General features: G+C 62.2%; 10 protein-coding genes and 1 pseudogene. 6 read left to right on the forward strand and 5 right to left on the reverse strand.

Annotated elements, in window-relative coordinates; genetic code table 11:
- Positions 1 to 549: 549 nt before the first annotated feature.
- The 4 genes and pseudogenes from ccoM to AAGW23_RS09230 form a co-directional block, all read right to left on the reverse strand.
- Positions 550 to 660, reverse strand: coding sequence for a cytochrome c oxidase subunit CcoM (ccoM, locus tag AAGW23_RS09215; protein ID WP_045425123.1), 111 nt, complete (start codon positions 658 to 660; stop codon positions 550 to 552).
- 223 nt (positions 661 to 883) lie between these two features.
- Positions 884 to 1,045 (reverse strand): hypothetical protein, encoded by a 162-nt coding sequence (locus AAGW23_RS09220; RefSeq protein ID WP_180981477.1) that lies wholly within the window; start codon positions 1,043 to 1,045, stop codon positions 884 to 886.
- Positions 1,046 to 1,122: 77 nt separating this feature from the next.
- Positions 1,123 to 1,668, reverse strand: a pseudogene (locus tag AAGW23_RS09225) (alpha-ketoglutarate-dependent dioxygenase AlkB family protein); the annotation flags it as partial.
- Positions 1,655 to 1,954, reverse strand: a complete 300-nt coding sequence (locus tag AAGW23_RS09230; protein WP_102834962.1) for an aspartate-semialdehyde dehydrogenase — start codon at positions 1,952 to 1,954, stop codon at positions 1,655 to 1,657. The gene AAGW23_RS09230 and the pseudogene AAGW23_RS09225, both read right to left, overlap by 14 nt.
- Before the next feature lie 233 nt (positions 1,955 to 2,187).
- Between AAGW23_RS09230 and rapA the strand changes: the two genes are divergently transcribed.
- The gene (gene rapA, locus AAGW23_RS09235) at positions 2,188 to 5,037 is read left to right on the forward strand and encodes an RNA polymerase-associated protein RapA (protein ID WP_342406172.1); all 2,850 of its coding nucleotides are present in this window, start codon (positions 2,188 to 2,190) and stop codon (positions 5,035 to 5,037) included.
- Positions 5,038 to 5,221: 184 nt separating this feature from the next.
- On the opposite strand, the gene AAGW23_RS09240 is transcribed toward rapA, so the two are convergent.
- A complete protein-coding gene (locus tag AAGW23_RS09240; RefSeq protein WP_342406174.1) occupies positions 5,222 to 9,631 on the reverse strand; it encodes a DEAD/DEAH box helicase in 4,410 nt (1,469 codons plus the stop codon).
- Between the two features lie 133 nt (positions 9,632 to 9,764).
- On the opposite strand from AAGW23_RS09240, the gene AAGW23_RS09245 reads away from it, so the two are divergent.
- The 5 genes from AAGW23_RS09245 to AAGW23_RS09265 all read left to right on the forward strand — a co-directional run bounded on the left by AAGW23_RS09245 (position 9,765) and on the right by AAGW23_RS09265 (position 15,023).
- Entirely contained in the window at positions 9,765 to 10,076 is a 312-nt protein-coding gene (locus tag AAGW23_RS09245; RefSeq protein WP_342406175.1) for a hypothetical protein, read from the forward strand.
- Between the two features lie 25 nt (positions 10,077 to 10,101).
- Positions 10,102 to 10,797, forward strand: a complete 696-nt coding sequence (locus AAGW23_RS09250) for an SDR family oxidoreductase (protein WP_342406176.1) — start codon at positions 10,102 to 10,104, stop codon at positions 10,795 to 10,797.
- A gap of 213 nt (positions 10,798 to 11,010) precedes the next feature.
- Positions 11,011 to 12,306: an ergothioneine biosynthesis protein EgtB gene (egtB, locus tag AAGW23_RS09255; RefSeq protein WP_342406177.1), complete on the forward strand. Its 1,296-nt coding sequence runs from the start codon at positions 11,011 to 11,013 to the stop codon at positions 12,304 to 12,306.
- Between the two features lie 3 nt (positions 12,307 to 12,309).
- Complete coding sequence (gene egtD, locus AAGW23_RS09260) at positions 12,310 to 13,275, forward strand: L-histidine N(alpha)-methyltransferase (RefSeq protein WP_342406178.1); 966 nt, start codon at positions 12,310 to 12,312, stop codon at positions 13,273 to 13,275.
- A 29-nt stretch (positions 13,276 to 13,304) separates the two neighbouring features.
- Entirely contained in the window at positions 13,305 to 15,023 is a 1,719-nt protein-coding gene (locus AAGW23_RS09265; protein ID WP_425540820.1) for a S8/S53 family peptidase, read from the forward strand.
- Positions 15,024 to 15,464: the final 441 nt, after the last annotated feature.

Here is a 15,464-nt window from a genome sequence, read left to right on the forward strand (position 1 = left end):
CTGAAGGAAGCCGGCGCTCCAGCGCCCAGGGAGGGACGCGCTTACGAGGCTGTTTGCAACATCCTTGCCCACAACGCCGACGACCATGCTTTTCCTGACTGACTGGCCAGCATGTATACCGGCCAACCCAAACGCCAGCGGCGATAGCAGTGAGCCATCAATCAAAGCTGCCACGCCTGCTGTGACTTTTCGCTTAGAGGTTTCATTCAGCAAGAAGCGCTCTAAAACGGGGCTCCGCGGCGAAATGTGCACCACGATGAACGCATCTATTGGCATTCCAGCCGTTGCGCTGCGCGACTGCCTGCTTAGCAAGATGGATTGGTGGGGGAGGTAACTGTTTTAACTGCGGCCCGATGCGTATGCCCCCCGGCAGCCGGCGACAACCCGAGGGGCGGTAAGACGAATCAAATTGGGATACGCGCTGCGCCTCGCCCCCTCGGACGAATCGAGCAACAGCGGCAAATGTTCGTGGGTACAGCGAATTACAGACAAAAAAAAGGGCGACCTAAGTCGCCCAAATGCCTTGCGTGCTCTTTACCACCAGCCGGATCAACGCTTTTTGTGCGCGTCCCGCCAGATGAAATATCCGAAACCGCCGAGGAAGGCGACCATAAGGCCGACCGTGACCACCCCTGCGAGCACCACATTATCGACGAACATGATTTCCGACCTCCAAGCTGTTTCGCTGTCTGATGACTGCATAGTCGCCTTCCCCGCCGATAAAAAAATTGACCGACGTCAATCACCACGGAGCCTTTGAATAAAGGCACCGCGGTAACTGATCTGGATCAAAAAATTGGGGATATCAGGAGGGACGCTGCGGGACAGAAGCCACGCGATAAGTCGTCGCGAGCAACGTGGAACGGACCATCAGCAAGCGCTGTCAGCGCTTTTTCGGCTTGGTCTTAGACTTTTTCTTGGGCTTGCTTAACGGCAGCACCTGTTCGAAAGCCTGACGCATTTCGACCAGCCGCTTTTCCTTGATGTCGTGGATACGCTTTTCACGCTCGGCACTGAAATCGATCAGCTTTTCGTCACTGCTCATAAGCTCGGCTCGTGGATGATCTGGCGGAAAGTCAGGTTAAGGCGCGGTTCGCGAACCTTTCGTGTTCTGGCGATCTAGTGCTGCCAATAATGCTGGGTGAGACCGCTCATGACCAGTAGCGATCCGTGCTCAAGCGCGATGGAGTACTCGATACGGCTGGTTCCCTTGCGGCGAAAATCGAAACGCCGCGTGGCGCCCAGATTGAGCGAGACCACCAAGGGCTGCTGTCCCAGCTCTCGTTCGTCATCGCTGTGCCAGCCCATGGCGTCCTGTCCATCACGATAGTAGTTGAGCAAGACACCATTCAGGTGCCGGCCGACCTGCTGTTGCACCCGGTGACGGATATCAGCCAGCAATGGCGTCCAGGCAAGCGGCTCGTGCGTGAAACCAGAATACCGATAATGCGCATCGGCATCGCCATACCAGGCGACCAGTCGCGGCACGGTAATGCTACGGCCATAGAGTTTGATCTGGGGTTGGGACCAAGGTGTCAGTGTGGAAAGCTCCAAGAGCCACCTGTCGGCCAAATCTGCGTCGACCCATCGCGGGATGTAACAAAGATCTGCATCAGGCAGCTCGATCAACTCGCTGACGACTGGCACAGACGGATCAAACCTCGACATCCACCCACAACCCCTGCCGCGGCAGTTCATCAAGGGCAGCCTGGTCTTCTTCGGCGGTCTCGCCTTCGGCCAGCTCCTGGGCAGTGTAGCCACGACGACGTTGCCGCCTACGCTGCTCGTCGCGCAGCATCTGCTCAGCTTCCTGAGGGTGACGGCGATCAAGGCCCACCGAGCTTTCGTTGGCGCTAGGCTGCACCGGCGTCACCGGCGCAATATCGGGTCGCGGCTTGACCACGTCCTGCTGCGCGGTGACCTGGACGGTACCGGGTGGAATGACTGGCAGCATCTTCGCTCTCCCCTGGCAGGCCGATCGGTATCTGTTCCGGCTTGGCGGGCCTGTACCGATTGATCGGCGGATCTGCCGACGACTTTAGCAGCAACGCTAAACTGCCGGGGTACGTTTGCACGTGGTCATGGATGAACACGAGCGGTGACAGACTTGATCCAATGGCATCTATCGTCGATCTATGGGCAGTGATCCGTTAACATAGCAGGCTTTTTTACAGCGGGAGGCAGGGCATGGCGCAGCAGTATCTACCGGGGCAACGCTGGATCAGCGACAGCGAAGCGGAACTCGGTCTGGGAACCATCCTCATGCAGGACGGCCGCATGCTCACCGTGCTCTACCCCGCGACGGGTGAAACTCGCCAGTACGCCGCACGCAGCGCTCCGCTGACGCGCGTGCGTTTCGTACCGGGTGATGAAATCACTCACTTCGAAGGCTGGAAGATGACCGTGCGCGAAGTCGACGATGTCGACGGCCTGCTGGTCTATCACGGCCTGACCGCACAGAGCGAAGCCCGCACTCTGCCGGAAACCCAGCTGTCGAACTTCATCCAGTTCCGCCTCGCCAGTGACCGTCTGTTCGCCGGCCAGATCGACCCGCTGAACTGGTTCAAGCTGCGGTACCACACCCTGGAAAACCAGAGCAAACAGCTCACCTCCTCTCTGTGGGGTCTGGGCGGCGTGCGTGCGCAACCCATCGCGCACCAGCTGCACATCGCCCGTGAAGTCGCCGACCGCATCGCCCCGCGCGTTCTGCTGGCGGACGAAGTGGGCCTCGGCAAGACCATTGAAGCCGGCCTGGTGATCCATCGCCAACTGCTCTCTGGTCGCGCCAAGCGCGTGCTGATCCTGGTGCCGGAAAACCTTCAGCACCAGTGGCTGGTGGAGATGCGCCGCCGCTTCAACTTGCAAGTCGCGCTGTTCGACGACGAGCGCTTCATCGAGAGCGATGCCAGCAACCCCTTCGAAGACACCCAGCTGGCACTGGTCTCGCTGGAATGGTTGAAGGACGACGAGCGCGCTCAGGACGCCGCCTTCGCCGCCGGTTGGGACCTGCTGGTGGTGGACGAGGCGCATCACCTGGTTTGGCACCCGGAACACGCCAGCGCCGAATACAAGCTGGTCGAGCAACTGGCCGAAGTCACTCCGGGCGTCTTGCTGTTGACCGCAACGCCGGAGCAGCTGGGGCAAGAAAGCCACTTCGCGCGCTTGCGACTGCTCGACCCGAACCGTTTCCACGACCTCGAAGCCTTTCGCGCCGAGAGCGCCAGCTACCAGCCGGTCGCCCGAGCCGTGCAAGAATTGCTCGACGAAGGCCGGCTGTCTCAGGAAGCCCACCAGACCATCCATGACTTCCTCGGCGTCGAGGGCGAAGCGCTGCTCGCTGCGGCGACCGATGGCGACATCGAAGCCAGCAGCCGCCTGATTCGCGAGCTGCTCGACCGTCATGGCACTGGCCGCCTCCTGTTCCGCAATACCCGTGCTGCCGTGCGTGGTTTCCCGGAGCGCCAGTTGCATCCCTATCCGCTGCCCTGCCCTGCCGAATACCTTGAGTTGCCGCTAGGCGACCATGCCGAGCTGTACCCGGAAGTCAGCTTCCAGAGCCAGCAGGAAGAACCGGATGCGCAGAACCGCTGGTGGAATTTCGATCCGCGCGTCGAGTGGCTGATCGACACGCTGAAGATGCTGAAGAAATTCAAGGTACTGGTCATCTGTGCCCACGCCGAGACGGCGCTGGATCTGGAAGACGCGCTGCGCGTGCGCTCTGGCATCCCGGCCACCGTCTTCCACGAAGGCATGAGCATTCTCGAGCGCGACCGCGCCGCCGCCTACTTCGCCGACGAAGAGTTCGGCGCACAGGTACTGATCTGCTCTGAGATCGGCAGCGAAGGCCGCAACTTCCAGTTCGCACACCACTTGGTGCTGTTCGATCTGCCGGCGCACCCCGACCTGCTGGAGCAGCGCATCGGCCGCCTCGACCGGATCGGTCAGGCCCACGTGATCCAGCTGCACGTGCCGTATCTGGAGACCAGCCCGCAGGAACGTCTATTCAAGTGGTACCACGAAGCGCTGAACGCCTTCCTCAACACCTGCCCCACCGGCAATGCCCTGCAGCATCAGTTCGGTCCGCGCCTGCTCAACCAGCTGGAAGAAGGCGACGACGACGAGTTTCAACAGCTCATCGAAGAGGCCCGCACCGAACGCGAACGCCTGGAAGCAGACCTGCATGCCGGCCGCGACCGTCTGCTGGAGCTCAACTCCGGCGGTGGCGAACAAGGCAAGGCACTGGTCGAAGCCATCGAAGAGCAGGATGACCAGTTTGCCCTGCCGATCTACATGGAAGAGCTGTTCGACGCCTTTGGCATCGACAGCGAAGACCATTCCGAGAACGCGTTGATCCTGCGCCCCAGCGAAAAGATGCTCGATGCCAGCTTCCCGCTTGGCGACGATGAAGCCGTGACCGTCACCTATGACCGCGAACAGGCACTGGCCCGCGAAGACATGCAGTTCCTCACCTGGGAGCACCCCATGGTGCAGGGCGGTATGGACCTGGTGCTGTCCGGGTCCATGGGCAACACCGCCGTGGCGCTGATCAAGAACAAGGCGCTCAAGCCCGGCACCGTCCTGCTTGAACTGCTCTATGTCAGCGAGGTGGTTGCGCCGCGCGCCCTTCAGCTCAATCGTTTCCTGCCACCGCTGGCGCTGCGCTGCCTGCTGGACTCGAACGGCAACGACCTGGCGCCCAAGGTGGCGTTCGAGACGCTCACCGATCAGCTGGAAAGCGTCCCGCGTGCCAGTGCGAACAAGTTCGTCCAGGCTCAGCGCGACGTGCTGGCCAAGCAGATCGCCGATGCCGAAGCCAAGGTCGCGCCGCGTCACAGCGAGCGCGTCGCCGAAGCGCAGCGCAAGCTGAAGGCGAGCCTGGACGAAGAGTTGGCGCGGCTGACAGCGCTGCAAGCGGTCAACCCGAGCGTGCGCGACAGCGAGATCGAAGCCGTGCGCAAGCAGCGTGAAGAAGGTCTGGCGATGCTGGAAAAAGCCGGGCTGCGTCTGGAGGCGATCCGCGTGTTGGTTGCCGGCTGACGTTCAACCCGAGATAAAAAGGCCGGTTGCGAGTGATTGCAACCGGCCTTTTTCATGCGTCCTTTCAAGTGGTCCCGCCACGCGGAAAGCGGCCATCGGAGAAGCAATTCGCCGCGGCACCGATTAGCGCCTCAGGGCGCCGCACGCCCAGTCCATCCGGGAAACGAGCGCGTCACCGCAACCCTCACCGCCTTGCCACCGCCAGCAGTTGTCTGGCCTTGCGTTGATCGTCTTCGTCTAGCGCGGCCAGCAACTGCGGCTTACCTGCGATCAGCAGGGCCAACGGCACTCCGTCGCGGTAAAGGATGCGGTTACCTGGCACTGCAGGGACGCGCTCGCCCGGTAGCAGCGTGCCGACCTGATTCAACGGGTCGACCGCCGAAACGGCGATCATCTCGCCGGCCAGCGAGCGCTTGCGCACCTCGCGTAGCAGGCCAACCGCCTCGGGCAAGGCGAACTGTTCGCCCGGTATGCCCGCCACGAAACGCCCGCCGCGAATGTCTCCACGCGCTTCGAGCCGATGGTAGACACGCAGGAGCTCTCGCCAGGGCGGCAGCCAATCCGCCTCGCGGTCCAGCAAGCGCCAGAACACCACGCCGTAGCGACGCAGCAGGGTCATCGCAATGTGCTCCAGCGCTTCAGGGTCGAGCGCGGGCCGACGCGCCGAGGTCTCGACCGGCGCTGGCATGCCTTTGCGCACCAGGGCCCAACGGCCGGCATCCGCCATGCCGCCGATGAGGGCACCGCCGCGGCTCTGCCGGGTGCTGCGTGAACGCTTCGAAGCGGGCGCTAGTAGCGCTCGCAGACCGGCGAAGCTGTCCGCATTGACCAGCCCTACCGCGACCAGCTCACCGAGAGCATCTTCCAGCTCGCTGCGTAACAGGCGTGCGTCCTGCTGCAGCTCGTCGAAGAACAATGCGCCCTGCCCTCGCAGCGTCTCGAACACCCGCTGCGCGCGTGATGTCAGCTCGGGCTGCGGCGCATCACTGGCCAGTGCATACCAGGCCGCCAGTTGCCGGCGCGGAAGCAGCACGATAGGCGTGCCGCGCACCGGCCCGCTGCTGGCTTTGATTCGCCCGGCCAGGCGCGTCCAGACGATGCGTCCGGAGCGGCACAGCTCGTCCAGCCAGGTGCCGCCATCATCCTTCAAGCGCGCCGGCAGCAGGTCGCTCTCCCAGGCGCCTGCCGCGGCCTGGAAGCCTTCAAGTTGCTCGACTACAGTGCCGAGCGCATCGCGGCCCTGCATTCGTGTCGCCTCGGACAGGTGCTGCCAGTCGAATAGGAAGCGCATGAAATCAGCGCGTTCAACCGGTTCGATTTCTCGGCGCAGGCGCTTGACCGTGTAACGGTAGATGCGCGCCAGCAGATGCCGCTCGCACCACTCATCGTCAGTTGCGCCAGGCGTAAAGCGGCCGCGCAACACATAACCCTCAGACTCCAAACGCGTGAGCGCCAGCGCGACCGCCGATGCCGGCAGGGCAAGCGGCCGGGCAATCATCGGAACAGGTAAGGGGCCGAAGCCCGTCAGGCGCGCGCGGATCAGCTCGACCAAGGCGTCGTCTTCGCTCGACGGCTGATCGAAGCCCGGCAGCGGCTTGAGTACCGGCTCGCAACCCACTTCGGGATAGATGGACTGCAACAGTGCAAGACGCTCGACGGGCAACCAGAGCGCGCGATCCTGCGCGACCTGCATCCGCGTCGCGCGCCCGCCACGAGCCAGCTCGTTCAGCCAGGCAAGCCACGGGGGCTCGGCCTGCACTTCGGCTTCCGCGATGCAGCCCAAGCCCGTGAGCGCTTCATGCAACTCGTCCGGATTGCGCGCCTGGGGCCAGGCTTCGTCCCCTACCGCCTCGATCGCCGCGGCATCCAACGCACCGAGATCGTCGCTGGACTCGGGGTCGGTCCAACGGCGATTCAGCACGGCCTGGGTCCGACGCTCTTCCAGTGGAGCATCGTCGAGAAAGGCGTAAGGCCTTGCACCCAGCACTTCCATGGCCAGCGGCGACGGTGCCGGCAGGTCACGCGCCAGCAACTCGATATCGCCCGCTTCGATGCGTCGCAGCAGCGCCAACCAGCCATCGCTGTCCATGGCTTCGTGCAGGCAATCGTCGAGCGTTTGTGCGACCAGCGGGTGATCGGGCACCTCCCGCTCACCGACGATGTTCTCCAGGCACGCGACCTGATCTGGAAAGACAGTGGCGAGCAGATCCTCACTCTTCATTCGCTGCAGTTGCGGCGCGACCTTGCGTCCGCCCGCCATGCGCGGCAGCGCCAGCGCGGTGGTCGCATTCCACCGCCAGCGCACGCCGAACAACGGGGCATCGAGCAACGCCTGGATCAGCACCGCCTCGGCGCTGTTGGGATGCAGGTAGCGCCACACTTCATCGAGCGGGAAGCTGTGGCTGGTCGAGAGCGAAAAGATGATCGCATCCTCGGTCGCCGCGGCCTGCAACTCGAAGTTGAAGGTCCGGCAGAAGCGCTTGCGCAGCGCCAGGCCCCAGGCACGGTTGACTCGACTGCCGAACGGCGAATGGATGATCAGCTGCGTACCGCCGGACTCGTCGAAGAAGCGCTCCATGATCAACCGCTGCTGCGTTGGCAGCGCGCCCAGCGCAGAACGGGCGCGCGCCAGGTACTCGACGATCTGGCGCGCCGCGGTGTCTGGCAGACCAAGGGTGTCGGTGAGCCAGTCAATGGCAAGCTGCAGCCTTGATGTGACCTCGGTAGCTTCCGGCTTTGTAGGCGCCAGCTCGCTGGCGATCCCAGGCCTCATAAGGGCATCGCCAGCAAGCTGGCGCCTACGAGACTCGACTTCTGCCAGGCGCTCATCAACCTCTCCACGCAGTCGCGCCACCGCTGCGGATAACTCGTCGCTACGCCCGGGCGCCTCGCCAATCCAGAACGGAATATTCGGCGGCTGGCCTTGCGCATCCTCTACCCGCACCCGTCCAGATTCGACCTTGATGATGCGGTAGGAGGTATTGCCCAGCTGAAAGACATCTCCGGCCAGGCTTTCAACCGCAAAGTCTTCGTTCACGGTGCCGATGCTGAAGCCCTGTGGCTCGAGCAGGACCGAATAGTCAGCGTTGTCAGCGATGGTGCCACCGGAGGTCAGCGCAGTCAGGCGCCCGCCACGCCGTTCGCGCAGGCTGCGGCTGACCAGATCGCGGTGCAGGTAGGCACCGCGTGCGCCATGGCGGGTGGTGTAGCCCTCGGCGAGCATCGAAAGCAGGGCCTGATAATCTGCCTCGCTCAGCTGTACGTAAGGTTTGGCTCGGCGAATCAGTGTCAGCAGCGCATCCTCCTGCCATTCGCGGCAGGACACTTCAGCCACGACCTGCTGGGCCAGCACGTCCAGCGGCGCCTTGGGAATCAGCAGAGTATCCAGCTCGCCACGGCGCACGGCGTCGAGCAAGGCCGCACACTCGATCAGGTCGTCGCGTGAACTGGGAAACAGGCGCCCCTTGGAGACACCGCCAACCTGGTGACCGGCGCGGCCGACGCGCTGCAGGAAGGCGGAAATAGACCGTGGCGAACCCAGCTGGCAAACCAGCTCGACGTCGCCGATATCGATCCCCAGCTCCAGCGAAGCGGTAGCCACCAGCACCCTCAACTCGCCGCGCTTGAGACGCTGCTCGGCATCCAGCCGGTGTTCGCGCGAGAGGCTGCCGTGATGGGCCGCCACCACCGCGCTGCCCAGCCGCTCGCTTAAGTGCCGCGCGGCGCGTTCAGCCATGCGCCGCGTGTTGACGAAGATCAACGTGGTTCGATGCTCACCGGCCAAGGCAGCCAGCCGGTCGTACACCAGCTCCCAGACAGCGTTACTCATCACCGCTTCCAACGGTACTGGCGGCACCTCCAGCGCCAGATCACGCGAACGGCCATGGCCCAAATCGACGATTTGGCAATGGCGTCCGTCACCGACCAGAAAATCAGCGACAGCCTCGATAGGCTTTTGCGTTGCCGAGAGCCCGACGCGCACCAACGGATGCCCGGCCAACGCCTCCAACCGCTCGAGCGACAGCGCCAGATGGCTGCCACGCTTGTTACCCGCGATGGCATGAATCTCATCGACGATTACGCTGCGCACGTTAGCGAGCATCTGCCGGCCAGACTCGGAGCCAAGCAGCACATAGAGCGACTCCGGCGTCGTAACCAGAATATGCGGCACGCGCTTGCGCATTGCAGCGCGCTCGGCCTGTGGGGTGTCGCCGGTGCGTACTGCGGTGCGGATCTCCAGCGGCGGCAGACCGAGCGCCTCTAGCTGCGACGAGATGCCCGCCAGCGGCTGTTCCAGATTGATGTGGATATCGTTCGATAACGCCTTGAGCGGCGAGACGTAGAGCACCGAAGTCTGGTCCGGCAGGCCACCTTCGGCGACGCCCTGCTGCACCAACTGGTCAATGGCGGCGAGAAAGGCGGTCAGCGTTTTGCCCGAGCCGGTGGGCGCCGCCACCAGGGTCGAGTGGCCGGCACGAATCAAGGGCCAGGCGCGGGTCTGTGCGGGGGTCAGTGCAGGGAAACTCTGGCCGAACCAGCCGGCCACCGCCGGGTGAAAGGTCGCCAGCGCGTCGGGAACGGTTGGGTCTGTCATGGTTTGAATATGCTGCCGCGGCGGCGCATCTACAAGGCCGTTTCGCCGCAGTCCGTCGCAACCACGTCAACTGAAAGGAAACGGCGTCGCCGCTTGGCGGTCCACTTAAGACAGCCCGTCAATGGAGAACCCAATGAGTAACCAAGCCCTGAACCTTGATGAGGCGATGCAACTCGTCTCCGAAGCCTTTCTACCGTGTGGTTGCGTGACCAGCGCCAACCCGGACGAGGACAGTTTCAGCTTTACCGTGATGTCTGGAAGCGGCGCCGAAATATTGCGCGTGCCCAGCGTGTCGCGCGAGGAATACACCAATCCGCAGCGCCTTGGCGGCGTCATCGAACAGGCCCGGCTGGATGTGGAAGACAAGGACCAGCGCCTCGAGCCATGGACCATGCCTGCCATCACCGACGACACCGGTATCCCCGAGACACCACCGAACTATTGATCCGTCAGATACCGAGACAAAAGCCATGAGCGATCCGGTTCTCCTGATCACCGGCGCGTCCTCCGGGATTGGCGCCGCCACTGCTCGGCTCGCGGCCGAGGGGGGCTATCGCCTTGCCCTGGCCGCTCGCTCCGAGGACAAGCTGAAGGCACTGGTGGACGAGCTCGGCGGTCCTGATCGGGCCTTGGCCGTCCGCTGCGATGTGAAGGTATACGCCGAACAACAGGCCATGGTGCAGCGGGTGCTCGACCATTTTGGTCAGCTCGATGCGGTCTACGCCAATGCAGGAATGCCGGGTAGCGACGGCGGCTTCAGCGGCGCGGACCCCGAAGTCTGGCGCGAGATGCTGCTGACCAATGTCTATGGCGTGGGGCTGACGCTGCGCTGCAGCCTCGACGCACTCAAGGCCAGCCGTGGACACGTGCTGATGACCGGCTCGGCCGCTGGCCGCTTCGTCATTCCCGGATCGATGTACAGCGCCAGCAAGTGGGCGGTGACCGGCCTTGGTCTGAGCTTACGCGAAGAACTGCGCGGCACCGGCGTGCGGGTCACTCTGATCGAGCCAGGCATGGTCGATACGCCGCTATTCGACGAGCCGCCAGCCTACGCCCTAAAACCCGAAGACATTGCCCGTGCGGTGGTCTATGCGCTGTCGCAACCGACCCATGTAGATATCAACGAGATACTGGTTCGCCCCGTCCCGCCCATCTCGGACGACTGACCGGTGCGTTTCAACAATTGCCCGAGCACCTATCGCGATAGCAGAAGCCGGCAAGTGGATGTGAGGTCGCGGCCGGGCTGTTTTGAGGTGGGGCGCTTTTATGAACATCTGAGGCAGGCGACCCAAACCTCTTGCGAGAAACTTTTACGCCTCGCTTCGGGTCGCTTATAGAAGCGGTTTCGGCCGCTCCATGCATCGATCGGGGGGATGCCCATGGGTAACCTGGCACAACAGCCGCAACAGCAACCGGCCCTGGCCGAGATGGATCATCTGCTGCGGCGCTTCCAGCAGGTTCGCGCGACCAGTGAAGCGATTTGCGCACCGTTGCACGTCGAGGACTACGTCATCCAGAGCATGCCTGATGTCAGCCCGCCGAAATGGCATCTGGCGCATATCAGCTGGTTCTTCGAAGCCTTCCTGCTCAAGCCTTATCAGTCAGGCTACAAAACGTTGAACGCCTCATACGATCACCTGTTCAACTCTTACTATGAAACTCACAGCACGCCTTTTCCGCGGGTGCAACGCGGGCTGATTTCCCGCCCCGGCGTGGAAGACGTCTACCGTTTCCGCCATCACGTTGACCGCGCCATGGCCGAGCTGCTGGTCAACCCGCCGCAAGAGCACGCCGCCGAGATCGTGCGCCGCGTCGAGCTGGGGCTTCAGCACGAGCAGCAGCACCAGGAATTGCTGCTCATGGACATCAAGCACATCCTTGCGCAGAACCCGCTGCACCCGGTCTACCGGGACGACCTGAAAACGGCCCCAGCATTGCAGAGCGAGCGCCTTCGCTGGCACGACTATGCCGGCGGTGTGCACTACATCGGCCATGCTGACAACGGCTTCGCCTTCGATTGCGAGACGCCGAGGCATCGGCAGTTCATCGAAGATTTCCAGTTGGCGGATCGACTGGTCAGCAACCGCGAATACCTGTCATTCATTGCAGACGGCGGTTATGCACGAAGTGAACTCTGGCTCTCCGACGGCTGGGCACACATCCGCCAACATGGCTGGAATGCGCCGCTGTACTGGCACCGCGATGACGGCGCATGGTTTGAAATGACACTCGGCGGAATGCGCCCGCTGGATCTTGAAGCACCGGTCTGCCACATCAGCTTTTACGAGGCGGATGCCTATGCGCGCTGGGCCGGTGCCCGCCTGCCGACCGAGGCCGAATGGGAAGTCGCCGCCACCGACCAGCCGCGGCGTGGCAACTTCCTGGAAAGCGACTACCTGCAACCCGTTGCTTCCAGCGTGCCTCATGAGGGGCCGGCCCAATTGTTTGGTGATGTCTGGGAATGGACCGCCAGCGCGTATCGCCCCTACCCCGGCTTCCATCCGCTTGAAGGCAGCCTGGGCGAATACAACGGCAAGTTCATGTCAGGCCAGATGGTGTTACGCGGCGGCTGTTGCGCCACTCCCGAAGCGCACATTCGCGCCACTTACCGCAACTTCTTTCAACCAGCCATGCGCTGGCAATTCGCCGGGCTGCGCCTGGCCAGGGAGCTATGAGCCATGGCACTAGCCGTCCATTTTCATGACCAGACCCAGCCGACCCACGACACCTCGCTGCGTGACGAGGCCTTAGCGGGGTTCGCTGCGTCACCCAAGCGGATCTCGCCAAAGTTCTTTTACGATCGTCGCGGTTCGGAGTTGTTTGAGCAGATCTGCCTGCAGCCTGAATACTACGTAACCCGCACCGAGGAGAAAATTCTCGCCGACGCGGCGAACGACATCCTCGAGATAGCCGGACCACAAACCGACCTCATCGAGCTCGGCAGCGGTGCCAGCCGCAAGGTACGTCTGCTGCTCGAAGGGTTGCGTCCGGTCAGCTACCTGGGCATCGATATTTCCGAAGACTTTCTGCTGACCAGCACCCAGCGTTTGGCCGCAGATTACCCTTGGCTCGAAGTGCACGCCGCCTGCGCTGATTTCTCCAATGAGCTGAAGCTACCGGACGACTTCACCCTGCATCATCCGCTGGTGTTCTTCCCAGGCTCCAGCATCGGTAATTTCACGCCTCTGGAGGCGCGCAAGCTGCTCGGCCATTTGCACGAAATTCTTCCGCCTGGCGGCGGTGTGCTGATTGGCGTCGACCTGGTCAAGGAACGCAGCGTGCTGGAGGCCGCGTATAACGATCGCGCGCGCATCACCGCCGCGTTCAACCTCAATGTTCTGCAGCGCATTCGTCACGAGCTGGACAGCGACATAGACCCCTCGCGCTTCGCCCACCAGGCGTTTTTCAATGAACAGGACTCACGAATCGAGATGCATCTGATCAGCCGTGAGGCGCAGGATGTGACGATTGAGGGTCGGCGGTTTCATTTCGATGCCGGCGAAAGTCTGCATACCGAGAACTCCTACAAGTACACCCTGCAATCATTTGCCGATCTGGCCAATAGCGCTGGTTTCGACTGCAGTGGCCAGTGGACCGATGCGCAGGAGTTATTCAGCGTGCATTACCTGCAACGCCGTCCGTGAGGTTATTTACCTTCCCCCTTACCGCGCTCATTTTGAGCTATGGCCTGGCCACCGCAGCGGCCGCGGAGCAACCGCTGCGAATAAAGGATCTGCAGCGCTGCGGTGATCTGTTTTCCAACGAAACGCTGACTTATTGCCTGCGTAGCGAAGGGCTCGACTCAAGCCCCCTTGAAGTGAGGTTGAGTGGCGATGCAGTCGATATCCGTCAGGAAGATAACGGCCGGCTGCGCCTGACCCTGAGTCCGGGCGGTCATCAGAGCGGTCCTCTTTGGCTGGAACAGAGTGGGCGGCGGAGCAACTCGGTCTGGCTCACGCTCAATGGCAGCCACGTGCTGGCCGCCGGCCCCGAGGCAGTCGCCAAGAATATGGACGGCCTCACCACCTACGTCGATCTGGTTAGCGTGATCATCGAAGAAGACCACGACGGTTTAGAGGAGTCGCGACGCTTAGCGACGAAGTATGGTGCCGAAGTGGTGGGCGCCATTGCCCCGCTCAATACCTACCAGCTGCGGCTGCCCGCAAAGAACCTGACCGAGCGCGACGCACTGGTGTTGCGCCTGGGCAGCGAGACGAGTGTGGATGCCGTAGTCGTCGAGGAGTCCGGCGCCGAGGAGCCACTGGAACAAGACCAGCAAAGCAAGCCGCGCACCAGCGAATGGGTCGCCAACCGCTTTCTTGATGCGGTGGATTTTTACTTGCATCGGCTGCCCGCGACAAAGCCACCAATAAACACCCACCCGGTACGTATCGGCATTGTCGAACGCGACGTCGACTTCGACTCACCCGAGTTCGCCGGCTACCTCGGCGCTTGCGACCCGACCAAGCCGCGAACCTGCGTCTATGCCCGTGATGCGGCTTCCCCTGCGGACCACGGCACCAGTGTCACCGGCATCCTTGCGGCACGCAGCGTCGATCCTGGCGACAGCGGCTTTCTCAGCGCGCTGGAGCCGGTGAGTTCAGGCTTCGAGGTCATCGTCGAGCGCAATTCGGACGCAGGCATCACCGCCAACGTTGCGGCCTCGGTCAATATGGTCGAAGACGGCGTGAGGGTGTTGAACTGGAGTTGGGGTATTCATCGCGTCGGCACCCTCGATGTGGACGGCGAGGAGATCGATTCACTGGTGCGCTCCGGTATCGCGATGAGCGGTTACGAAGAGCTGCTCGAAGAATTCTTCCTCTGGTTGCGCCGCGAGCATCCAGACGTAGTGGTGGTGAACTCGGCGGGCAATGGCTCGGCCCACTCCGGCCAGGACGATTACCGCCTGCCGTCCTCGTTCATCACCGAACAACTCCTAGTGGTGGGTGCGCACCAGCGTGACTTCACCAGGGACGTGCCGGTCGAGCATCCTTCCTACGTAACCAAGCGCCCCTCCTCCAACATCGATATGCGCGTCGACATCACCGCGTCAGCCTGTACCCGAGCCGCGACGCTGGAACCTGGCAAGCGTGGCGAAGTGCACTGCGGCACCTCGTACGCCACGCCAATGGTCACCGGGGTGGTCGGTGCGATGCTGTCGATCAACCCGGCCCTCCAGCCGGAACAGCTGCGTGAACTGCTGCGCCGAAGCGCGTTAACCATCGGCCGCAACAGCGATTTCGAAGCCGTCGAGGGCGACGACCTGACAGCGCCGATCCTTCCTTCGGAACGCAGCTACCGGCTCGACAACCAGGACATTGGCCGCTCGGCCCGCCTGGATATGCGCAAAGCGCTGGAATTGACCGTCGACAGTTTGCAGCACGTTCGCTGAGAACCGACTCTCCTCGCCTACAACACAGTGCTGACGCTTAACAGCAGCGCATCTCCATGAGCAGAAACTCAGGATCGTCAGTTTTGAAACACTTTGAAACAAGCCGAGCGCGATAAGCGAGGCATGTAAGCGAAGCGGCAGAAAACTCACCGAATAGCTCGTGAAAATACTCTACGCAGGTATAAGTACAATAAATTCAATTACTTAATTGATAGAATCAATTTGATATTTAATTGCCATCCAATAGTGGCTATATAGGGAAATTTATTAAGCACCACTGCGTTAGTAGCTTTTAATGGCGCCAATTTAACTTCAGTAATTAATCCTGCCTCTATATAAAGACTATGCACGCGACGCCACGATACTTCCGGCGCGTCAACGCGTTGCATGGTGGCGTCAGTGGTCGGTGCTTCGTTCGATGCATGGGTCCTTGGATGCCTC

It is taken from the genome of Stutzerimonas chloritidismutans (assembly GCF_038562055.1).
In the GTDB taxonomy this organism is placed as follows: Bacteria; Pseudomonadota; Gammaproteobacteria; order Pseudomonadales; family Pseudomonadaceae; genus Stutzerimonas; species Stutzerimonas chloritidismutans_A.